The following is a 21,219-nucleotide window of genomic DNA, read 5'->3' as shown; positions in this document are numbered from 1 at the left end:
GGTGGTACGCACTCTCCTGGTCAGGGGCCTGCTCATGGGGCTGCTGGCCGGACTCGTCGCGGGCGGTTTCGCCTTCGTCTTCGGTGAGCCTCGCGTGGATGACGCGATCGCCCTGGAGGAGGCGGCCGCCGGGACGGCCGCGCACGACCACGCCGCCGAGGAGGCGGCGCACGACCACGGCGAGGGGGCCGCGGTCAGCAGGCCGGCGCAGAAGGCGGCGCTCTTCCTGGCCACCGGCCTCTACGGGCTGGCCGTCGGCGGCGTGTTCGCCCTGGTGTTCGCGGGCCTGCGCGGGCGGGTCGGGCCGCGCTCGGACGGGCGGCTGGCGCTGGCCGCCGCCGGGACGGCGTTCGGCGCGGTCATCTTGGTTCCCTTCGTGAAATATCCAGCCAACCCACCGGCGGTGGGCGACCCGGAGACCATCAACAGCCGCACCCTGCTCTACGTGGTGATGATCCTCGTCGGGCTGGCCGCGACGGCGATCGCGGTGGCCACGGCCCGCCGGGTCACCGCCGGGGACGACTGGGCACGATGGACGGCGGCGGTGGCCGCCTTCCTCGTGCCCGTGGCGGCCGCGTGGTGGCTGCTGCCGGCGGTCGACGAGGTGCCCGACGGTTTCCCCGCCACGCTGCTGTGGCAGTTCAGGCTCGCCTCGCTCGGCACCCAGCTCGTCTTCTGGACGGCGTTCGGCGTGCTGTTCGGCTGGGCGAGCGACCGGGTGGCGCGGCGCGCGGCCGCTCCTGCGCCCCTCGCCGTGCCGGGCTGAGCGGTGCTGTTCGTCCGGCACGCCACGACGCCGGGCATGCGGGCCGGGTGCTTCCCCCGCGAGGAGGAGGACGCCGACGAGGCGAGCCTGGCCAGGGCCGCCGCGCTGGGGTTCGCCGCGCTCCCGGCGTGGGTGGCCCCGGCCAAGGCCGCCCGGCGGACCGCCGCCGCTCTGGGGCTGAGGCCACGTGAGGCTCCGGCCCTGCGGGAGGCGGACTGCGGCCGGTGGCGGGGCCTGCCGTACGAGCGGGTCGCGCGGGAGGAGCCGGAGGCGCTGGCGAGCTGGCTGGCCGACCCGGACGCCGCTCCGCACGGCGGCGAGTCCCTGGCGGCGCTCGCCGTCCGGGTCGCCGGCTGGCTCGAAGCGGCACGGGACGAGCCCGAGGCGGTCGTCGTCTGCGACGCCGGCGCCATCCGGGCGGCGCTCGGCCACGCCCTCGGGCTGGGCCCGCAGGCCACCGCCCGTTTCGATCTGGCGCCCCTGTCCACCACCGAGCTGGTCGTCACGCGCGGCGGCTGGCGGGTGGCCCATGTCAACCGGAAGGTCGGAAAGTCTTGATCGTCACCTATCCGTTCAGCGCCGTCGTCGGCCTCGACGACCTGAAGCTGGCGCTGGTGCTGAACGCGGTCTCGCCCCGGGTGGGCGGGGTGCTCGTACGCGGGGAGAAGGGAACGGCGAAGTCCACGATCGTGCGGGCGCTGGCCGCCCAGCTCCCCTCGGTGGCCGTGGTGCCGGGGTGCCGGTTCGCCTGCGATCCCGCCGCGCCCGACCCCGGCTGTCCGGACGGGCCGCACGAGCCCGGCGCCGAGGGCGGGGAACGTCCGGCGGCCCTGGTGGAGCTGCCCGTGGGCGCTTCGGAGGACCGGCTGGCCGGCTCGCTCGACGTCGAGCGGGCGCTGACGGAGGGCGTGAAGGCGTTCGAGCCCGGCCTGCTGGCCGCCGCCCACCGTGGCGTGCTGTACGTGGACGAGGTGAACCTGCTGCACGACCACCTCGTGGACCTGCTGCTCGACGCCGCGGCCCTGGGGACGTGCTACGTCGAGCGCGAGTCGGTGTCGGTGCGCCACGCCGCCCGCTTCCTGCTGGTGGGGACCATGAACCCGGAGGAGGGCGAGCTGCGCCCGCAGCTCCTGGACCGGTTCGGCCTGACGGTGGAGGTCCGGGCGTCACGGGACCCGGAGGAGCGGGCCGAGGTGGTGCGGAGGCGGCTGGCCTTCGAGGCGGACGCGGCGGCGTTCGCGGCCCGCTGGGCTGCGGAGGAGTCGGCGCTGGCGGCCAGGATCGCCGCCGCCCGCGCCCGCGTGCCCGGCGTGCGGCTGCCGGACGCGCGGCTGCGGCAGATCGCGACGGTGTGCGCGGCGTTCGAGGTGGACGGCCTGCGCGCGGATCTGGTGACGGCGAACGCGGCGATCGCGCACGCCGCCTGGCAGGGGCGCGACGCCGTGAGCACCGAGGACGTCCGCGCGGCGGCCCGGCTGTCGCTGCCGCATCGCAGGCGGCGCGATCCGTTCGACGCGCCGGGGCTGGACGAGCGGCTGCTGGAGGAACTGCTGGAGCGTACGGCGGGGGACGACGAGCCCGGCCCCGGCGACGACGACGGCGGCGATCCGAGCGACGACGGCGGTCCGGGCGCGGGCACGGGCCCGGCTCCGGCGAGCGCGGGACCGGGATCGGGACCGGGGTCGGGCGGGCGGGATCACGCCGGGCCCCCGCCCTCCTTGGAGCCCTCGGACGGCACGCCGCCTTCCGAGGAGCGCGGGGTGGCAGGGGTGGCGGCGCCGTACCGGGTGCCGCTGCTGGAGGTGCCGGGCCTCGGCGAGGGCGCGGCGGGCCGGCGGTCGCGGTCGCGGACCCGGCGCGGCCGGAGCACCGGCGCACGCCGCCCGGCCGGCCCGATAGGCGACCTGCACGTGCCGGCGACGCTGCTGGCGGCGGCCCCGCACCAGCGCGGCCGCGGCCGCCGCGGCGCAGGGCTGGTGCTGCGCGGCGACGACCTGCGGGAGGTCGTGCGCGAGGGCCGCGAGGGCAATCTCGTGCTGTTCGTCGTGGACGCCAGCGGCTCGATGGCGGCCCGCAAGCGGATGACCGCCGTCAAGACCGCCGTGCTCAGCCTGCTGCTGGACGCCTACCAGCGGCGCGACAAGATCGGCCTGATCACCTTCCAGGGGACCGGCGCGCGGGTGGCGCTGCCGCCCACGTCGTCGGTGGAGGCGGGCGCGGCCCGGCTGCGGTCCCTGCCCACCGGCGGGCGCACGCCCCTGGCGGCGGGGCTGACCCGCGCGGCGGAGGTGCTGCGCGTGGAGCGGCTGCGCGATCCGGCCAGGCGGCCGCTGCTGGTGCTGGTGACCGACGGGCGGGCCACGGCGGGCGGCGACGTGGACCGGGCCGCCGCGCTGCTGAAGGGCACCGCGTCGGTGGTCGTGGACTGCGAGAGCGGGCCAGTCCGGCTCGGCCTGGCCGTCCGGCTGGCGTCCCGGCTGCGCGCCCGCCTGGTCCCCCTCGACTCCTTGGCCGACCTCGGGGCGGTCGTCCGTGACTACAGGAAGGCGGTCTGATCATGCCGCAGGGAAAACCGGCCGTCGTGCCCGACGACGGCCTCACCACGCGTCAGCGGCGGACCCGGCCGCTGCTGATGGTCCACACCGGGCCTGGCAAGGGCAAGTCCACGGCCGCGTTCGGGATGGCGCTGCGCGCCTGGAACCAGGGCTGGCCGATCGGGGTGTTCCAGTTCGTGAAGTCGGCCAAGTGGCGCATCGGCGAGGAGCGGGCGCTCAAGGTGCTCGGCGAGACCGGCCAGGGCGGGGCCGTGACCTGGCACAAGATGGGCGAGGGCTGGTCGTGGATCCAGCGGCCCGGCACCGAGGAGGACCACGCGGCCGACGCCCGCGAGGGCTGGGAGCAGATCAAGCGCGACCTGGCGGCCGAGACGTACCGGTTCTACGTGCTGGACGAGTTCACGTACCCGCTGAAGTGGGGCTGGCTGGACCTGGACGACGTGCTGGCGGCGCTGACGACGCGGCCGGGGAACCAGCACGTCGTGATCACCGGGCGGGACGCGCCCGAGCGGCTGATCCAGGCCGCCGACCTGGTGACGGAGATGGGCAAGGTGCGCCACCCCATGGACGCCGGGCAGAAGGGGCAGAAGGGCATCGAGTGGTAGTTCCCCGGCTCGTCATCGCCGCGCCGTCGTCGGGCAGCGGCAAGACGACGGTGGCCACGGGGCTGATGGCGGCGCTGCGGGCGCGCGGGCTCAGGGTGTCGCCGCACAAGGTGGGCCCGGACTACATCGATCCGGGCTACCACGCCCTCGCCACCGGCCGTCCCGGCCGCAACCTGGATCCCTGGCTCGTCGGCGAGCGACTGGTCGCGCCGCTGTTCCTGCACGGCGCGGCCGGGTGCGACGTGGCGGTGGTCGAGGGCGTGATGGGCCTGTTCGACGGCAAGGGGGACACCGGCTTCGCCTCGACCGCGCACGTCGCGACGCTGCTGGACGCGCCCGTGGTGCTGGTGCTGGACGCGGCCAGGCAGAGCAGGTCGGTGGCGGCGGTGGCGCACGGGTTCGCCACGTTCGACCCGCGGGTGCGGGTGGGCGGGGTGGTGCTCAACCGGGTGGGCTCCGACCGGCACGAGGAGCTGTGCCGCTCCGCGCTGGCCGCCGCCGGGGTGCCGGTGCTGGGGGCGATCCGCCGCGACGACGCCGTGGCCACGCCGTCCCGGCATCTGGGGCTGGTGCCCGCCGCCGAACGGAAGGCCGAGGCGCTGGCGGCGGTGGACCGGCTGGCCGCGCTGGTGGCCCGCTCGTGCGACCTGGACGCGCTGCTGCGGCTGGCCCGCTCGGCCCCCCCGCTGGGCGGGCCCGCCTGGGAGCCGCCGCCGGGCACTCCTGGCGCGGCGGGCGGCCGGACGGTGGTCGCGATGGCCGGCGGGGCGGCGTTCACCTTCGGCTACGCCGAGCACGCCGAGCTGCTGCGGGCGGCCGGGGCCGAGGTCGCCGTCTTCGACCCGCTGCGCGACGAACGGCTGCCGGACGGCGCCGGCGCGCTCGTGATCGGCGGGGGCTTCCCCGAGATGTACGCCGCCGAACTGGCCGCCAACGAGCCGCTGCGCGAGCAGGTCGCCGCCTTCCCCGGCCCGATCGCGGCCGAGTGCGCGGGATTGCTGTACCTGTGCGACGAGCTGGACGGCCGGCGTATGTGCGGCCGGGTCCCCGGGCGGGCGCGGATGACGTCCCGGCTGACGCTCGGCTACCGGGACGCGGTCGCGCTGCGGCGCTCGCCGCTCACCAGGGCGGGCGAGCGGCTGCGGGGACACGAGTTCCACCGCACCGCCGTCCGGTACACCGGCGAGCCGCTGTTCCGCTGGGACGGCGGCCACGACGGGTACGGCGACACCGGCGTGACCGCGTCCTACCTGCACCTGCACTGGGCGGGCGCGCCGCACCTGGCTCAGCGGCTGGTGTCGTCCTCCAGGTCGCCCTCGGTCTTGAGATAGACCTCCCGCAGGCCGCGCAGGACCTCGGGGTCGGGGTGCTCCCACATGCCGCGCTCGGCGGCCTCCAGGAGGCGTTCGGCGATGCCGTGCAGCGCCCAGGGGTTGGAGCGGGCCATGAACTCCTGGTTCTCGGGGTCGAGGACGTACGTCTCGGTGAGCTTGTCGTACATCCAGTCGGCGACCACGCCGGTCGTGGCGTCGTAGCCGAACAGGTAGTCGACGGTGGCGGCCAGCTCGAACGCGCCCTTGTAACCGTGCCGGCGCATGGCGGCCAGCCAGCGCGGGTTGACCACCCGCGCGCGGAAGATCCGCGAGGTCTCCTCCGAGAGGGTGCGGGTGCGGACGGCGTCCGGGCGGGTGCTGTCGCCGACGTAGGCGGCCGGGGCCCGGCCGGTGAGCGCCCGCACGGTGGCGATCATGCCGCCGTGGTACTGGAAGTAGTCGTCGGAGTCGGCGATGTCGTGCTCGCGGGTGTCGACGTTCTTGGCGGCGACGGCGATGCGGCGGTAGGCGTCCTCCATCTGCGGACGGGCGGCGACGCCGTCGAGGCCGCGGCCGTAGGCGTAGCCGCCCCACACGGCGTACACCTCGGCGAGGTCGGCGTCGTCGCGCCAGTTGCGGCTGTCGATGAGCGGCAGCAGCCCCGCGCCGTACGCACCGGGCGCGGAGCCGAAGATCCGCATCGTCGCCAGGCGCTCGTCGCCGCCGGCCGCGGCCACGTGGGCGCGTACGTAGTTGTCCTCGTCCGGCTCCGGCAGCGACGCGGCCAGCCGTACGGCGTCGTCGAGCATGCTCACCACGTGCGGGAACGCGTCGCGGAAGAACCCGCTGATGCGGACCGTCACGTCGATGCGCGGCCGGCCCAGCTCGGCGAGCGGGATCGGCTCCAGCCGGGTGACGCGGCGCGAGGCGTCGTCCCATTCGGGACGGACGCCGAGCAGGGCCAGGACCTCGGCGACGTCGTCGCCCGCCGTGCGCATGGCGCTGGTGCCCCACACCGACAGCCCGACCGAGCGCGGCCAGTCGCCGGTGTCGGCGCGGTAGCGCGCCAGCAGGGACTCGGCCATGGCCTGACCGGTTTCCCAGGCCAGGCGGCTCGGCACCGCGCGGGGATCGACGGAGTAGAAGTTGCGGCCGGTCGGCAGCACGTTGACCAGGCCGCGCAGCGGCGAGCCGCTGGGCCCGGCGGGCACGTAGCCGCCGTCCAGGGCGTGCAGGACGTGGTCGAGCTCGTCGGTGGTGCGGGCCAGGCGCGGCACCATCTCGGTGGCGGCGAAGGCGAGCACGCGCGCCACGAGCTCCACCCGCTCCGACGACGCGCCGTCCAGCGCCGCGCGGGCGACCTCGGACTCCACCTCCGGCGAGCCGCCGAGCGCCGCGCGGGCGACGACGGGCGCCGCCTCCGGCGCCCAGCCGCGTTCCTCCATGGCCTCGACCAGGGCGCGGGCGGCCGACTCCGCCCGGTCCACCTCGCCCAGCCCCGCCGTGCCGTCCTCCGTCAGGCCGAGGGCCTCGCGCAGGCCGGGCAGGGTCTCCCGGCCCGACCACATCTGGCGGGCGCGCAGCATCGCCAGCACCAGGTCGACGCGTACCTGCCCGGTGGGCGCCTGGCCGAGCACGTGCAGGCCGTCGCGGATCTGGACGTCCTTCACCTCGCACAGCCAGCCGTCCACGTGCAGGATGAGGTCGTCGAACTCGCTGTCGTGCGGCCGGTCGGCCAGCCCCAGGTCGTGATCCAGCCGCGCGGCCTGGATCAGCGTCCAGATCTGCGCCCGGATCGCGGGCAGCTTGGCCGGGTCCATCGCGGCGATCGTGGCATGCTCGTCCAGGAGCTGCTCCAGCCGGGCGAGGTCGCCGTAGGTGTCGGCGCGGGCCATCGGCGGCACCAGGTGGTCCACCAGCACGGCGTGCGCGCGCCGCTTGGCCTGCGTGCCCTCCCCCGGGTCGTTGACGAGGAACGGGTAGATCAGCGGCAGGTCGCCGATGGCGGCGTCGGTGGCGCAGGCCGCCGACAGGCCCGCGGACTTGCCCGGCAGCCACTCCAGGTTGCCGTGCTTGCCGACGTGCACCATGGCGTGCGCATCGAACTCGGCCGACAGCCAGCGGTAGGCGGCCAGGTAGTGGTGGCTGGGCGGCAGGTCGGGGTCGTGGTAGATGGCGATGGGGTTCTCGCCGAAGCCGCGCGGCGGCTGCACCATCACCACCAGGTTCCCGGCCCGCAGCGCCGCCAGCACGATGTCGGTCCCGCCGTCGCCCTCGTGCACGAACAGCTCGCCCGGCGGCGGCCCCCAGTGCCGCTCGATCTCCTCCCGCAGCTCCGCGGGCAGGGTGCGGTACCACTGCTCGTAGGAGGCGGCGGAGATGCGGACCGGGTTGCCCGCCAGGTGCTCCTCGGTCAGCCAGTCCTGGTCCTGGCCTCCGGCGGCGATCAGCGCGTGGATGAGCGCGTCGCCGTCCTGCTCGGCCACGCCGGGGAAGCCGTCGCCCAGGTCGTAGCCGGCCTCGGCGAGCCGGGCCAGCAGCCGTACGGTGCTCGCGGGGGTGTCCAGCCCGACGGCGTTGCCGACGCGGGAATGCTTGGTCGGGTACGCCGACAGCATCACGACCAGCCGCCGCTCGGCGGGCGGCGTGTGCCGCAGCCGGCCGTGGCGCACCGCGATGCCCGCCACCCGGGCGGCCCGTTCGGGGTCGGCGACGTAGACGGTCAGCCCGTCGGGGTCGATCTCCTTGAACGAGAACGGCACCGTGATGATCCGCCCGTCGAACTCCGGGATCGCCACCTGGGAGGCGGCGTCCAGCGGTGACAGGCCGTCGTCGTTCTCCTCCCACGCCTGGCGGGTGGTGGTCAGGCAGAGCCCCTGCAGGATCGGCACGTCGAGCCCGGCCAGCGCGCCGACGTCCCATGCCTCGTCGTCGCCGCCCGCGCCGGCGGTGGCCGGACGGGAGCCGCCCGCCGCCAGCACCGTGACGACCAGCGCGTCCGCCGCACGCAGCGTGTCGAGCAGCTCCGGCTCGGCCGCGCGCAGCGACGAGCAGAAGATCGGCAGCGCCTGCCCGCCCGCGTCCTCGACGGCGGCGCACAGCGTCTCGACGAACGCGGTGTTGCCCGCCATGTGGTGCGCCCGGTAGTAGAGCACCCCCACCACGGGACCGCCGGTGGAGCGGGCAGGGCGTTCCAGCCTTCCCCAGGTGGGCGCGGGGGCGGGCGGCTCGAACCCGTGCCCGGTCAGCAGGACGGTGTCGGACAGGAACGCGTGCAACTGCGCCAGGTTGGCCGGCCCGCCGTGGGCCAGGTAGGCGTGCGCCTCGGCGCACACCCCGCCGCTGACCGTGGACAGCTCCATCAGCTCGGCGTCGGGCGCCTGCTCCCCGCCCAGCACCACCACGGGGCGCGGCCCGGCCAGCAGCGCGTCCAGCCCTTCCTCCCAGGCCCGCCGCCCGCCCAGCAGGCGGACCACGACGAGGTCGGTCCCCTCCGTCAGGCCGGGGACGTCCTCGGCGGTCAGCCGGGCCGGATTGCCCAGACGGTAGTCCGCGCCGCAGGCGCGAGCGCTCAGCAGGTCGGTGTCGGAGGTGGAGAGCAGCAGGACGGTACGGCTGTCGCCAGGCACGGCGCGTTCCTCCCTCGGGGTCCTCGCCCCGGTCGCGGGTGTTGCGACGGCAGGAGTCTCCTGGCTCCCGGATCGACGCTCACCCCGGCCTTCCCGCCCGTCGCCGGGCAGTGGCCTCGTGGTGGGGTTCGCTCCCCGGTCACAGTGGCGGGACCGCGCCGGATTCGCACCGGCTTCCTCCCTTTGCCATCGCCTACGCCGAAGCTTACGGCAGGAGCGACCCGCCCCAGAAGTGGCGTTACGATCCCTTCGTGCCCGTAGGTGAATTTCCCGGACGTACGCGTCCCGATGCCTGTCCGGGGGCGCTGCAGGTGCACGAGGCCGCCGACGGCCCGCTCGCCCGCGTGCGCCTTCCCGGCGGCGCGGTGTCGGCCGCGCAGCTCCGCGTGCTCGCCGCCTGCGCGGCCGAGCTGGGAGCGGACGTGATCGAGCTCACGTCGCGGGCGAACGTCCAGGTGCGGGGCCTGCGCTCGCCGGAGGTCTTCGCCCGGCGGATCGCGGCGGCCGGGCTGCTGCCGTCGCCCGCGCACGAGCGGGTCCGCAACATCGTGGCCTCGCCGCTGAGCGGACGCGGCCCGGACGGGCTGCTAGACGTGCTGGCGATGGCCGCCGCCCTCGACCGGGCCCTGTGCGCACGGCCACGGCTGGCCGGCTTACCGGGGCGGTTCCTGTTCGCCCTGGACGACGGCACGGGGGACGTCGCCGGGCTCGGCGCGGACGTCACGTACGCTGCGTCGGCGCTCGGCGCGGACGTCTCGGACGCTGCGGGCGGGCGGTTGCTGCTCGCCGGAACGGACACCGGGCTGACCGCCGGGCCCGACGCGGCGATCGCGCTCATGATCGACGCCGCCGAGGCGTTTCTCGACGAGCTGCCCTCCGGCGATGGCCGAGCCTGGCGCATCCGGGAGCTGGACGACGGCCCGGCAAGGATCGCCGCCCGCCTGCGCGGCGGCGCCGCTCCGCCTGTCCCGGACCCGGCCCGCCTGCCCGGCGACGCGAACCCGCCCATCCCAGCTCCCACTCGCCGCCCGCCCGACTCGGCCTCGGCCGGGCGCCTGCCCGGCCCCGGGCGCCTCCCGTCGACCGGCGCAGGCAGGCCGGTCGCGGGGCGGATCGCGCAGCGGGATGGCCGGGTGGCGGTCGAGGCTGTCGTGCCGCTCGGCCGGTTGACGTCCGCCCAAGTCCTGGCCCTCGCGGACACCGGTCACGCCGTGCGGTTGACGCCCTGGCGGACCGTCGTCCTGCCCGATCTCTCCCCCGCCGAGGCGGACCGGGCCGAGAAGGCGCTCGACGCCATGGGACTCGTCACCGACCCGGCCTCCCCCTGGGCCGGCGTCACCGCCTGCGCCGGCCGTCCCGGCTGCGCCAAGGCCCTCGCCGACGTGCGGGCGGACGCCCGGCACTGGGTGGAGAGCCTGGACCGCGCCCCCGCCACGCCCGTCCACTGGGCGGGCTGCGAGCGCCGCTGCGGCCTGCCGCGCGGCCCGGTCGTCCAGCTGATCGCGACCACCAACGGATACGAGGAACGCCACCCGTGACCGACTACATCCGCGACGGCGCCGAGATCTACCGGCGCTCGTTCGCGACCATCCGCGCCGAGACCGACCTCACGGGCCTGCCGCCCGAGGTGGCCCAGGTGGCGGTGCGCATGATCCACGCCTGCGGCATGACCGACCTCGTCACCGACCTGGCCTGGTCGCCCGGGGTGGTCGTCCGGGCCCGCGAGGCGCTGCGCGGCGGCGCGCCCGTGCTGTGCGACGCCATGATGGTCGCCTCGGGTGTGACCAGGCGCAGGCTGCCCGCCGGCAACGAGGTGCTCTGCACGCTCGGCGACCCGCGCGTGCCCGAGCTGGCCGAACGGCTCGGCACCACCCGCAGCGCCGCTGCCCTTGAGCTGTGGCGCGACCGCCTGGAGGGCGCGGTGGTGGCGATCGGCAACGCGCCGACCGCGCTGTTCCGTCTCCTGGAGCTGGTCGCCGAGGGCGCGGGACGCCCTGCGGCCGTGCTCGGCATCCCGGTCGGCTTCATCGGCGCGGCCGAGTCCAAGCAGGCGCTGGCCGGCAGCGACCTGGAGTACCTGGTGGTGCACGGCCGCCGCGGCGGCAGTGCGATGACGGCGGCGGCGGTCAACGCCATCGCGGACGATACGGATTGACATCCTCCCCCGCCTGGAGGCGGGGGGATTCCAACGGCAACTACCCCACGAGGAGGAGGTCACGTTGAGGTTCGCGGTTCACAGGCCCGCCCAGCGGCAAGCCTCCCCGCGCAGCAACGGCATGCCCTGCCGCCGTGTCTCGGAGGTTCTCGGCCGCGTTGACGTCGGCGTGCGCCTGATGCCCGCAGGCGACGCAGCGGAATCGAGATTGGCTCTCTCTCGACTCGGCCGCGCGGTGCCCGCAGGCGTTGCAGGTCTGCGACGTGTAACGCGGGTTGATCTTCCGGACGCGACCGGGAGCCTTGTGCTCCAGCCGTTCCACGAGCCGGCCCCACCCGGCGGCGAGGATGCCCCGGTTCAGCCCGGCCTTCTGCCGGACGTTACGGCCCGGCGCTTCGAGCGTCCCCCTGGCCGAGCGGGTCATATTGGAGATCTTCAGGTCTTCGACGGCGATCACGTCGAACCGGCGGGCCAGGCCGGTCGAGGTCTTCTCCACCCAGTCCTTGCGCCGGTCGGCCTCACGCGCCCGCACCTTGGCGATGGCGGCCTTCACCCTGCCGCGCCGGCTCGACCCCCGCTCGGCGCGGGCCAGCCTGCGCAGCAGCCGCAGCAGGCGGGCCTTCTCACCGTCGCGCAGGCCGGGAGCGTTCAGCAGCTCGCCCGTGGACAGGGCGGCGCTCACGGCGACACCACGGTCCACGCCTGCCACCTCGCCCGTGCCGGGCGCGGGCACCGGCTCGGGGATCGCGGCGAAGGCCACATGCCAGCGGCCCGCCGCATCGCGCGTGACCCGGTAGGACTTCACGCCCTCCGGGACGGCGCGCGACCAGCGCAACCGCACCCAGCCCACCTTCGGGATCCTCACCTCGCCGACGTGGCGCGAAAGACGGCGCACGTCACCAGCCTTGACGGCGACGATCCGGAACCCTTCGCCCCGCCCCCGCCTGCGCCACGCCGGACGCTTGTGGGTCTTGCCGGAGAAGTTCGCCATGGCCTGCGCGAAGTCCTTCAAGGCCTGCTGCTGGACGACGACCGACCCGGCGCGCAGCCACGCGTTGTCCGCCCGCGCCGCGGTCAACTGGCGGCACTGCTCGGCGAAACCGGGAGCGTTCCTGCGGCCCGGCTTCCAATGCGAGTGCTGCTCGACGGCGAGGTTCCACACGTAGCGGGCGTGCCCGCAATGCTCCAGCAACACCTGCTCCTGGGCAGGCGAGGGCTGGAGCCGGTAGCGGGACACGCCGATCAACCTACCGATCACCGCCGACAAAACCGGGAGACAGAAGTGCCCGACCGGTCCGCGATTCCTCCCCGCCCTGAAGGGCCGGGCCTCCACGCTGTAGATGCCAGGTGACGACGTTGACAGGACGCCTGTACGGGGTCGGCCTCGGTCCCGGCGACCCCGAGCTGGTCACGGTCAAGACGGCCCGGCTGATCGGCGAGGCCGACGTGATCGCCTACCACGCCGCCCGGCACGGCCGCAGCATCGCCCGTTCGATCGCGCTGCCGTACATGCGCGAGGGCCAGATCGAGGAGCTGCTGCTCTATCCGCTGACCACGGAGACCACCGACCACCCGGGCGGATACCAGGGCGCGCTCGACGACTTCTACGCCGACTGCGCCGAGCGGCTGGCCGCCCATCTGGACGCGGGCCGGACGGTGGTGGTGCTGGCCGAGGGCGACCCGCTGTTCTACGGCTCCTACATGCACATGCACAAACGCCTCGCCCACCGCTACCCGGCCGAGGTCGTGCCCGGCGTCACCTCGGTCAGCGCCGCCTCCGCCGTGCTCGGGCGTCCGCTGGTGGAGCGGGACGAGGTGCTGACCGTGCTGCCGGGCACGTTGCCGGCCCCGGTGCTGGCCGAGCGGCTGCGCGACACCGACTCCGCCGCCGTGCTCAAGCTGGGCCGCACCTTCGGCAAGGTCCGCGACGCGCTGGCCGAGGCGGGACGGCTCGACGACGCCTGGTACGTCGAGCGCGCCACCATGGGCGCCGAGCGGGTCGCGCCGCTCAAGGACGTGGACCCGAGCGGCGTCCCGTACTTCTCGCTGGCCCTGCTCACCAGCCCGGCCGAGCGCACTTTCGTCCCGGAGCGTCCGGCGGCGGCGGCGGAGGGGCGGGGCGAGGTGGCCGTGGTCGGGCTGGGCCCGGCCGGGCGGCCGTGGCTGACGCCGGAGGCGCAGGAGGCGCTGGCCGCCGCGACCGACCTCGTCGGGTACGGCCCGTACGTGGACCGCGTCGCCCCGAACCCGCGCCAGCGCCGCCACCGCACGGACAACCGGGTCGAGGCGGAGCGGGCCAGGCACGCGCTGGAGCTGGCCCGCGACGGGGCCCGCGTGGCGGTCGTGTCGTCCGGCGATCCTGGCGTGTTCGCCATGGCCAGCGCCGTGCTCGAAGCCGCCGCCGACTTCCCCGGCGTGCCGGTACGGGTCGTCCCCGGGCTGACCGCCGCCCAGGCGGTGGCGGCCAGGGCGGGCGCGCCGCTGGGCCACGACTACTGCGTGCTGTCGCTGTCCGACCTGCTGAAGCCGTGGGAGGTGGTGGCCGACCGGCTGAGCGCCGCCGCGCGGGCCGACCTGGTGCTGGCGATCTACAACCCGGCCTCGCGCAGCCGTACGTGGCAGGTCGCCGCCGCCCGGGACCTGCTGCTGGAGCACCGGACGCCGGACACCCCCGTGGTGATCGGCAGGGACGTCGGCGGCCCGGAGGAGAGCGTCACCGTCACCACGCTCGGCGAGCTGGACCCCGGCCAGGTGGACATGCGCTGCCTGCTGATCGTCGGCTCCTCCACGACCCGCGTCAACGGGGGCGTCGTCTACACCCCGCGCCGCTACCCCTGAACCCAGGCCACCGCCGCCGCCACGCTGTCCACCGTACGGACCCCCGCGGGCGGCGGCGGCCGGTCCACCATGATCACCGGCAGTCCTGCCTCGCGGGCAGCGACGAGCTTGGCCGTGGTCATGCGGCCGCCGCTGTCCTTGGTCACCAGCACGTCCAGATGGTGCTCACGGATCAGGGCGCGCTCGCCCTCCACGGTGTAGGGCCCCCGGTCGAGCAGGACGTACGCGTTCGCGGGGACGGGCGGCTCGGGCGGGTCCACCGATCTGGCCAGCAGCCACACGCCCGGCAGCGGCGCGAAGACCGGCAGGCTGCGGCGGCCGGTGGTGAGGAACACCCGCACCACACCAGGCGCCGGGGCGCCGGCCCTCCAGTCGCCGCTGACCAGCAGGTCGGCCGCCGCCCGCAGGGAGCCGACCCGCAGCCAGTCGTCGCCCGGCCCTTCCTGCCAGCCCGGACGCCGCAGCGCCAGCAGCGGCACGCCGGTCGCCGCCGAGGCCGCGGCCGCCGAGGCCGTCATCCGCTCGGCGAACGGATGGGTCGCGTCCACCAGCACGTCGACCCGCTCGCGCGTCAGCCAGGCGGCCAGCCCTTCCGCGCCGCCGAACCCGCCCTCGCGCACCTCGCCCACCGGCAGCCGCGGGTTGCTGACCCGTCCGGCCAGCGATGACACGACGCGCAGCGCGGGATCGGCGGCCAGTTCGGCGGCCAGGGCGCGGGCCTCGGCGGTGCCCCCCAGGATCAGGACCCGTCGCACGCGCCGTCCCCGGCCGCGCCGTCCTTCACCGCGCTGTCCCCGGCCGCGCCATCCCTCGCCGCTCTGTCCCTCGCCGCGCTGTAGAGATGGCTGCCCGGGAACTGCGTAGCCGCCAGCACCCGCCCGACGACGATCACGGCCGTCCGCCGGATCCCGGCCTCGTGGACCTGCCCGGCGATGTCGGCCAGCGTCCCGCGCAGGATCACCTCGTCGGCCCGGCTCGCCCGCGCCACCACCGCCACCGGGCAGTCCTCCCCGTAGGACGGCAGCAGCTCGGCCACCACCGCGTCGATCCGCTGGACGGCCAGGTGGAGCACCATCGTGGCGCGGCTCGCGCCGAGCGTGCCGAGGTCCTCGCCGTCCGGCATCGGCGTGGCGCGGGCGGAGGTACGGGTGAGGATGACCGTCTGCCCGACGCCAGGCACGGTCAGCTCGCGGCCGAGCGAGGCCGCCGCCGCCGCGAACGCCGGAACCCCCGGCACCACCTCGTACGGCACACCGAGCGCGTCCAGCCTGCGCATCTGCTCGGCCACGGCGCTGAAGACCGACGGGTCGCCCGAGTGCAGCCGGGTCACGTCGAGCCCGTCGCGGTGGGCGGCGGCCAGCTCGGCGACGATCTCGTCGAGCGTCAGATCGGCCGTGTCCACCAGCCTCGCCCCCGGCGGGCAGGCGTCGAGCAGCTCCCGCGGCACCAGCGAGCCGGCGTACAGGCAGACCGGCGACGACTCCAGCCGCCGCAGGCCGCGCAGCGTGATCAGGTCGGCGGCGCCGGGACCGGCTCCGACGAAGTACACGGTCACGGTGAGTCCTTCCTCGTGATCGACCACACGGTCACCGGCATCGCCGCCCGCCAGCCGGTGAACCCGCCCACCGGCGAGGCGCGCTGGACGCCGAGCCGTACCAGGTCGCCGCCGAGCCTGCCGTACCAGTGCGCGAGGACGGCCTCGGACTCCAGGGTGACGGCGTTGACGACCAGCCGGCCGCCCGGCCGCAGCGCCGACCAGCACCGTTCCAGCAGGCCGGGCGCCGTCGCGCCGCCGCCGACGAACACCGCGTCCGGCGCGGGCAGCCCGTCCAGCGCCCCGGGCGCCTTGCCCTCCACGACGCGCAGCGACGGCACGCCGAGCCGCTCGGCGTTGCGCCGTACGGCGGCGGCCCGGTCGGGCCTGCTCTCGATCGCCACGGCCGCGCACGCCGGGTGGCTGCGCAGCCATTCGACGGCGATGCTGCCCGCGCCCGCGCCGACGTCCCACAGCAGCTCGCCCGGCATGGGGGCCAGGCGGGACAGGCTGACGGCGCGGACCTCCCGCTTGGTGAGCTGCCCGTCGTGCTCGTACGCGCCGTCCGGCAGCCCGGGCACCCTGCTCAGCGGCTCCGCGTCCGGGGCCGGGGCGCACTCGACGGCGATCACGTGCAGGGGGGACACCTCGGCGGCCGTCCAGCCCTCCGCCGTTCCCCGGAGCCGCGACTCCTGGCGCGCGCCCAGGTCCGACAGGACCGTCATCGGGCTGGGGCCGTACCCGTGCCCGACGAGCAGTCCGGCGACCACCGACGGGGAGTCGGGCCGCGCGCCGAGCACGACGACCCGGCGGCCGGGCGCGAGCGCGGCGGCGAGCGCCGCGGGCGGGCGGCCGACCAGGCTGACGACCTCCACCTGCTCGACCGGCCAGCCGAGCCGGGCGCAGGCCAGCGACAGCGACGACACGTGCGGCAGCACCCGTACGCGCTCCGCGCCGAGCAGCCGCACCAGCGTCGAGCCGATGCCGTGGAACATGGGGTCGCCGCTGGCCAGCACGCACACCTCGCGGCCGGCGTACCGGTCGAGGAGCGCGGGCAGCGCGGGCAGCAGCGGGGACGGCCAGGCCACCCGTTCGGCGGCCGAGCCGGGGACGAGGCCGAGCTGCCGCGGGCCGCCCATGAGCACGCCGGCCGCCTCCACCGCCCGCCGCGAGGCCGGAGCCAGCCCGTCCCAGCCGTCGGCGCCGATCCCGACGACCGTGATCACACGTTGCCCAGCACGCGCGTCACCTGGATCTCCACGACCACCCGCGACGGGTTGACCCGGGGCGGCTTGTACCGGGCGGCGTAGCGGCGCTCCGCCTCGGCCACCTGCTCAGGCTCGGTCCGCACCACGGCCAGCCCCTCCAGCGTCGACCAGCGGCGGCCGTCCACCTGGCAGAGCGCGACCGGCGCGCCCGCCGGGCCGATGAGCCTGGCCTTGTACGAGGTGCCCGAGGTGATCACCCTGGCGAGGCCGGCGGTCAGGTCCAGCGTCGCGCCCACCGGCACGACGTGCGGCGGACGGCCGTCGGGGCGGGCGGTGGCGAGCGTGCACAGGTGCCGCTCCTGCCAGAAGGCGGCGAAGGCGTCGCCCTGCTCAGCCAGATTCACGATTCTCCTCTACGCGATGTGCGCTGGATATCGTATATCTGCCCATCTGGCAGACTTTGGCGGATGAAGCGGCTCCTCGTCATCGGGATCGGCGCGGGCGACCCCGGCCATCTCACCCTCCAGGCGGTCAAGGCCATCGCCGCCACGGACGTGTTCTTCGTCGTCGACAAGGGCGAGGTCAAGCACGAGCTGGTCCAGCTCCGCCTCGACCTCATCGCCGAGCACGGGCGGGAGCCGTACCGGATCGCCGAGGCCCGCGACCCGGAGCGCGACCGCGACTCCCCCGCCTACACCGCCGCCGTCGAGGACTGGCGCTCGCGCCGCGCGCTCGCCTGCGAGGCGCTCATCCGCGACGAGCTGGCCGACGGCGAGACCGGCGCTTTCCTGGTATGGGGCGACCCGGCCGTCTACGACAGCACGCTCGCCATCCTCGACGAGATCCTCCAGCGCGGGAACGTCGCCTTCGACGTCGAGGTCGTCCCCGGCATCAGCAGCGTGGCCGCGCTCACCGCCCGCCACCGCGTCGGCCTCACCCAGGTCGGCCGGCCCACCCACCTCACCACGGGCCGCCGCCTGGCCGAGCACGGGCCCACGGCCGACGACATGGTGGTCATGCTCGACGCCCACTGCTCGTTCGCGGGGCTCGACGACTTCCACATCTACTGGGGCGCCTACCTCGGCACGCCGGACGAGATCCTGGTGTCGGGGCCGGTGTCCGAGGTCGGCGACCGCATCCGCGAGCTGCGCGCCGAGGCCCGCGCCCGCAAGGGCTGGATCATGGACACCTACCTGCTGCGCCGCATGCCGTCAGGCGGACCGTTCACGAGGCCGGCTGGCGGGGCAGGCCGGGCGGGTTGATCTGCGACTCCGGGATGGCCTCGTTGGCCAGCCCCCACCGTTCCAGCACCTGCTGGTACGTGCCGTTCCCGATGACGGTGTTCAGGGCCTCGTTCAGGGGCTGCACCAGGCCGTTGCCCTTCTTGGTCATGGCCGCGATGAGTCCCTGCAGGTCCGGCCCCGCCCCCGAGAACGTGCCCACGATGCGGGAGCCGCCGCTGACGGCGATGTTGTAGGCGATGTTCGGGTTGGGGCCGAAGTACGCCTGCACGCGGCCCGACTTCAGGGCGAGCAGCACGTCGCCGTACTTCTCGTAGTAGAGGATCTCGACCGGCTCGCGGCCGGCGGCGCGGTTCTGCTTGTCCCAGTCGAGCAGGATCTTCTCCTGGTTGGTGCCGGAGCCGACCGACACGCGCAGCCCGGCGATGTCGGCGGGCCCCTTGATCGCCTTGATGGGGCTGTTGTCGGGCACCTGCCAGGCGAGCTGGTCGATGCGGTAGGTGGCGAAGTCGTAGGTGTCCTTGCGTTCCTCGGTGACGGTGACGTTGCTGAAGACGGCCTCGTACTTGCTGGACTTGGCGGCCAGGAACAGGTTCTCCCAGGAGCTGGACTGCGGGGTGAACTCCAGGCCCAGCACGTCGGCGACGAGCTGGGCGAGGTCGGTCTCGACGCCGATGAGGGTGGTGTCGTCGGTGGCCGGGGACACCAGCGGGGGCGAGCCGCTGGCGCTGAAGCCGACGGTGAGCTTGCCGTCGGCGGCGATCTCCTTGGGCACCTTGGCGGCGATGGCCGCGACCTTCCCGGTCCGCACCCGGTTCTGCTCCGGGCTCAGGTTGATCTTCTTGCCGGAGACCACGGGGGCGGAGGCGGCCGGGGCGTCGAGTGCCGGTTCGGCGCCGCAGGCGGCGAGGACGGAGGCGGCGAGGAGGAGGGGCAGGGGCGATGCGCGCATGTCTGTCGTCCTTGGGGTGTCAGAGGACCTTGGCGAGGAAGGCGCGGGTGCGCTCGTGCACGGGGGCGTCGAGGACCTGGGCGGGCGGGCCGAGCTCGACGACGCGGCCGGCGTCCATGAACGCCACCGCGTCGGCCGCCTCGCGGGCGAACCCGATCTCGTGGGTGACCACGATCATGGTGGTGCCGGCGCGGGCGAGGTCCCTGATGACGTCGAGCACCTCGCCCACCAGCTCGGGGTCGAGCGCGGAGGTCGGCTCGTCGAACAGCAGCAGTTTGGGCTCAAGGGCGAGGGCGCGGGCGATGGCGACCCGCTGCTGCTGCCCGCCCGACAGGGTGTGCGGATAGGCGTCGGCCTTGCCGGCCAGGCCGACGCGGGCCAGCAGCCGCTCGGCCAGCGGCTCGACCTCGGCGCGCGGCCTGCGCTGGGCCGACAGCGGCGCCTCGGTGACGTTCTGCCGGACCGTGAGGTGCGGGAACAGGTTGAAGGACTGGAAGACGAAGCCGATCTGGGTGCGCTGGCGCAGCACCTCGCGTTCGGGCAGCTCGTGCAGGCGGTCGCCGGCCTGCCGGTAGCCGAGCAGCCGCCCGTCCACGCGGACCGAGCCGCGATCGACCTTCTCCAGGTGGTTGATCGTGCGCAGCAGGGTGGACTTGCCGGACCCGGACGGGCCCAGGACGACCAGCACCTGGCCGTGGGCCACGTCGAGGTCCACGCCGCGCAGCACGTGCAGCGGGCCGAAGCTCTTGTGGACGCCGCGCAGCTCGACCATCGCGTTCATGCGCGCCCCTTGCCGTAGTGCCGTTCCACGTAGTGCTGGACGATCGACAGGGCGGTGGTCAGGATCAGGTACCAGATGGCCGCGACCAGCAGCAGCGCCATCACCCGGCCGTTGCGGTTGTAGATCACCTGGACCTGGTAGAACAGCTCGGGCAGCGCCATGATGTAGACGACCGAGGTGCCCTTGACCAGGCCGATGATCTCGTTGCCCGCGTTGGGGACGATGGTCCGCATGGCCTGCGGCAGGATGATCCGGAACAACCGCCGCGCCGGGGGCAGCCCGAGGGCGGCGGCCGCCTCCCGCTGCCCGTGGTCCACCGACAGCAGCCCGCCGCGGACGATCTCGGCGGCGTAGGCGGCCTGGTGCAGGGCCAGCCCGAGCACCGCCGCCGTCAGCGGCCCGATCAGGTCCATCGTGCCGAAGTCGAAGAACGCCGGGCCGAACGGCACCCCGACCGACAGCCGCGGGTAGAGCAGCGCCAGGTTGTACCAGAACAGCAGTTGCAGGATGAGCGGCACCGACCGGAACAGCCACACGTAGCCGAAGGCCACCGACGACAGCAGCCGGTTGGGCGACAGGCGCATCAGCGCCAGCACGGTGCCGAGGGCGAAGCCGAGCCCGATGCCGAGCGCGGTCAGCTCCAGCGTGAGCAGCACCGAGCGCACCACCGACGGCGCGAACAGGTACTGCCCGACCACCTCCCACTCCCAGGCGGGGTTGGTGATCAGGGCGCTGGCGGCCATCGCCAGCACCACGAGCACGGCGGCCGCGGCCAGCCACCGCAGCGGACGGCGGGCGGTCACCACCTCCAGGGGCCGTTCCGCCTCCTGCTGGGCGGGGGTCTGGACCTCGGGCAGCGTCATGGGCCGCCCTCGATGCGCTCGCGCGCCGGCACCCGTACCGTGCGGAACTCGGTGGTGCGGCGCAGGCGGAAGCCGAGCCGTTCGTACAGGCCGATCGCGTGGGTGTTGGCGGCGGACGCGTGCAGGAACGGCGTCTCGCCACGCTCCCGGATGCCCGCGGCGACCGCCAGCACCAGCCGGGTCGCCAGCCCCCGGCCCCGGTGGGCGGGGTCGGTGCAGACGGCGCTGATCTCGGTCCAGCCCGGCGGACGCAGCCGCTGCCCGGCCATCGCCACCAGCGCGCCGCCGAGCCGGATGCCGAGGTAGCCGCCGAGCTCGACGGTCCGCGGCAGGAACGGGCCCGGCTTGGTCCGGGCGACGAGGTCCAGCATCTCCGGCACGTCCGCCGGCCCCAGCCGTACCGCTCCGGCGTCGTGGGCGCCGGCGACGCGCTCGCCGGTGAGCTGGACGCCGGGTATGTTCGCCGCCTCTTCCCAGCCTGCCGGGGGCACCGCTGCCGGGCCGGTCAGCGGCACGTCGCCGCCTTCGCCGACCAGCGCCGCCGCGTCGTCCCAGTCGGCGGGGCCCGGGTCGTGCGGCATCGACAGGAAGGGGGAGACGTCGAGGGGGTAGCGCAGCACCCGGCCGCGCCGTTCCGCGAGGTGCGCGTGCGCCCCGAGCAGCGAGGCCCGCACCGGGTCGTCCAGCGGGTCGAAATCGGCGACCGGCAGGGGCGGGATCGATAAGGGACGGGACTCCACATGCACGAGCCGGGGCCTTTCTCACGTCCGTCAGCCGCC

At 75.1% G+C, this 21,219-nt stretch carries 19 protein-coding genes and 1 riboswitch; of the genes, 9 read left to right on the top strand and 10 right to left on the bottom strand.

Going from position 1 to position 21,219, the window contains the following annotated elements; genetic code table 11:
* Position 1: 1 nt before the first annotated feature.
* Genes SMD20_RS46855 through SMD20_RS46835 form a run of 5 tightly spaced genes read left to right on the top strand, consistent with a single transcriptional unit; the run spans position 2 to position 5,257 of the window.
* Positions 2–766, top strand: coding sequence for a CbtA family protein (locus tag SMD20_RS46855; RefSeq protein ID WP_329594206.1), 765 nt, complete (start codon positions 2–4; stop codon positions 764–766).
* 3 nt (positions 767–769) lie between these two features.
* Positions 770–1,324: a histidine phosphatase family protein gene (locus SMD20_RS46850; protein WP_329594204.1), complete on the top strand. Its 555-nt coding sequence runs from the start codon at positions 770–772 to the stop codon at positions 1,322–1,324.
* Complete coding sequence (locus tag SMD20_RS46845) at positions 1,321–3,321, top strand: VWA domain-containing protein (RefSeq protein ID WP_329594202.1); 2,001 nt, start codon at positions 1,321–1,323, stop codon at positions 3,319–3,321. The genes SMD20_RS46850 and SMD20_RS46845 overlap by 4 nt, the downstream gene beginning before the upstream one ends.
* Positions 3,322–3,323: 2 nt before the next feature.
* The gene (gene cobO, locus SMD20_RS46840; protein ID WP_329594200.1) at positions 3,324–3,926 is read left to right on the top strand and encodes a cob(I)yrinic acid a,c-diamide adenosyltransferase; all 603 of its coding nucleotides are present in this window, start codon (positions 3,324–3,326) and stop codon (positions 3,924–3,926) included.
* Positions 3,920–5,257 carry a cobyrinate a,c-diamide synthase gene (locus SMD20_RS46835; RefSeq protein WP_329594198.1) on the top strand — a complete coding sequence of 446 codons (1,338 nt, stop codon included), beginning with the start codon at positions 3,920–3,922 and terminating at the stop codon, positions 5,255–5,257. Before cobO ends, SMD20_RS46835 begins: the two co-directional genes overlap by 7 nt.
* Here SMD20_RS46835 and cobN read toward each other — a convergent pair.
* Entirely contained in the window at positions 5,212–8,868 is a 3,657-nt protein-coding gene (gene cobN, locus SMD20_RS46830; protein WP_329594196.1) for a cobaltochelatase subunit CobN, read from the bottom strand. The genes SMD20_RS46835 and cobN overlap by 46 nt on opposite strands.
* A gap of 38 nt (positions 8,869–8,906) precedes the next feature.
* Positions 8,907–9,088: riboswitch (cobalamin riboswitch) on the bottom strand.
* A gap of 31 nt (positions 9,089–9,119) precedes the next feature.
* On the opposite strand from cobN, the gene cobG reads away from it, so the two are divergent.
* Positions 9,120–10,406, top strand: coding sequence for a precorrin-3B synthase (cobG, locus tag SMD20_RS46825; RefSeq protein ID WP_329594194.1), 1,287 nt, complete (start codon positions 9,120–9,122; stop codon positions 10,404–10,406).
* Entirely contained in the window at positions 10,403–11,023 is a 621-nt protein-coding gene (locus tag SMD20_RS46820) for a precorrin-8X methylmutase (RefSeq protein ID WP_329594192.1), read from the top strand. The genes cobG and SMD20_RS46820 overlap by 4 nt, the downstream gene beginning before the upstream one ends.
* Positions 11,024–11,063: 40 nt before the next feature.
* Here the strand turns inward: SMD20_RS46820 and SMD20_RS46815 are convergent, their stop codons facing one another.
* Positions 11,064–12,260, bottom strand: a complete 1,197-nt coding sequence (locus SMD20_RS46815; RefSeq protein WP_329594190.1) for an RNA-guided endonuclease InsQ/TnpB family protein — start codon at positions 12,258–12,260, stop codon at positions 11,064–11,066.
* A 119-nt stretch (positions 12,261–12,379) separates the two neighbouring features.
* Between SMD20_RS46815 and cobJ the strand changes: the two genes are divergently transcribed.
* Positions 12,380–13,861 (top strand): precorrin-3B C(17)-methyltransferase, encoded by a 1,482-nt coding sequence (gene cobJ / locus SMD20_RS46810; protein WP_329594188.1) that lies wholly within the window; start codon positions 12,380–12,382, stop codon positions 13,859–13,861.
* Here the strand turns inward: cobJ and SMD20_RS46805 are convergent.
* The 4 genes from SMD20_RS46805 to SMD20_RS46790 are packed head-to-tail and all read right to left on the bottom strand — an operon-like array spanning position 13,852 to position 17,007.
* Complete coding sequence (locus SMD20_RS46805) at positions 13,852–14,616, bottom strand: cobalt-precorrin-6A reductase (protein ID WP_329594186.1); 765 nt, start codon at positions 14,614–14,616, stop codon at positions 13,852–13,854. The genes cobJ and SMD20_RS46805 overlap by 10 nt on opposite strands.
* Positions 14,601–15,416, bottom strand: a complete 816-nt coding sequence (cobM, locus tag SMD20_RS46800; RefSeq protein WP_329594185.1) for a precorrin-4 C(11)-methyltransferase — start codon at positions 15,414–15,416, stop codon at positions 14,601–14,603. Before cobM ends, SMD20_RS46805 begins: the two co-directional genes overlap by 16 nt.
* Entirely contained in the window at positions 15,413–16,621 is a 1,209-nt protein-coding gene (gene cbiE / locus SMD20_RS46795) for a precorrin-6y C5,15-methyltransferase (decarboxylating) subunit CbiE (RefSeq protein WP_329594183.1), read from the bottom strand. Before cbiE ends, cobM begins: the two co-directional genes overlap by 4 nt.
* Entirely contained in the window at positions 16,618–17,007 is a 390-nt protein-coding gene (locus SMD20_RS46790) for a pyridoxamine 5'-phosphate oxidase family protein (RefSeq protein ID WP_329594181.1), read from the bottom strand. Before SMD20_RS46790 ends, cbiE begins: the two co-directional genes overlap by 4 nt.
* A 63-nt stretch (positions 17,008–17,070) precedes the next feature.
* Between SMD20_RS46790 and cobF the strand changes: the two genes are divergently transcribed.
* Entirely contained in the window at positions 17,071–17,865 is a 795-nt protein-coding gene (gene cobF, locus SMD20_RS46785; protein WP_329594179.1) for a precorrin-6A synthase (deacetylating), read from the top strand.
* Here cobF and SMD20_RS46780 read toward each other — a convergent pair.
* From SMD20_RS46780 to SMD20_RS46765, 4 genes are read right to left on the bottom strand one after another with little or no spacing between them, the layout of a single operon-like run.
* Complete coding sequence (locus SMD20_RS46780; RefSeq protein ID WP_329594177.1) at positions 17,828–18,796, bottom strand: ABC transporter substrate-binding protein; 969 nt, start codon at positions 18,794–18,796, stop codon at positions 17,828–17,830. The two genes, cobF and SMD20_RS46780, sit on opposite strands and share 38 nt — an antisense overlap.
* A 19-nt stretch (positions 18,797–18,815) precedes the next feature.
* Entirely contained in the window at positions 18,816–19,577 is a 762-nt protein-coding gene (locus SMD20_RS46775; RefSeq protein WP_329594175.1) for an amino acid ABC transporter ATP-binding protein, read from the bottom strand.
* Positions 19,574–20,440, bottom strand: a complete 867-nt coding sequence (locus SMD20_RS46770; RefSeq protein ID WP_329594173.1) for an amino acid ABC transporter permease — start codon at positions 20,438–20,440, stop codon at positions 19,574–19,576. The genes SMD20_RS46775 and SMD20_RS46770 overlap by 4 nt, the downstream gene beginning before the upstream one ends.
* Entirely contained in the window at positions 20,437–21,180 is a 744-nt protein-coding gene (locus SMD20_RS46765; protein WP_329594171.1) for a GNAT family N-acetyltransferase, read from the bottom strand. The genes SMD20_RS46770 and SMD20_RS46765 overlap by 4 nt, the downstream gene beginning before the upstream one ends.
* Between the last annotated feature and the right edge of the window lie 39 nt (positions 21,181–21,219).

It is taken from the genome of Nonomuraea sp. LP-02 (genome assembly GCF_036289125.1).
GTDB classification, from domain to species: domain Bacteria; phylum Actinomycetota; class Actinomycetes; order Streptosporangiales; family Streptosporangiaceae; genus Nonomuraea; species Nonomuraea bangladeshensis.
Note: the sequence above shows the minus strand (reverse complement) of the source record. Positions and strands in the feature narration are given on the sequence as shown.

Coding starts and splice junctions, on each gene's coding strand:
- cobO (WP_329594200.1), top strand. CDS start 3,324: ATGCCGCAGGGAAAACCGGCCGTCGTGCCCGACGACGGCCTCACCACG.
- cobF (WP_329594179.1), top strand. CDS start 17,071: ATGAAGCGGCTCCTCGTCATCGGGATCGGCGCGGGCGACCCCGGCCAT.
- SMD20_RS46780 (WP_329594177.1), bottom strand. CDS start 18,796: ATGCGCGCATCGCCCCTGCCCCTCCTCCTCGCCGCCTCCGTCCTCGCC.
- SMD20_RS46775 (WP_329594175.1), bottom strand. CDS start 19,577: ATGAACGCGATGGTCGAGCTGCGCGGCGTCCACAAGAGCTTCGGCCCG.
- SMD20_RS46770 (WP_329594173.1), bottom strand. CDS start 20,440: ATGACGCTGCCCGAGGTCCAGACCCCCGCCCAGCAGGAGGCGGAACGG.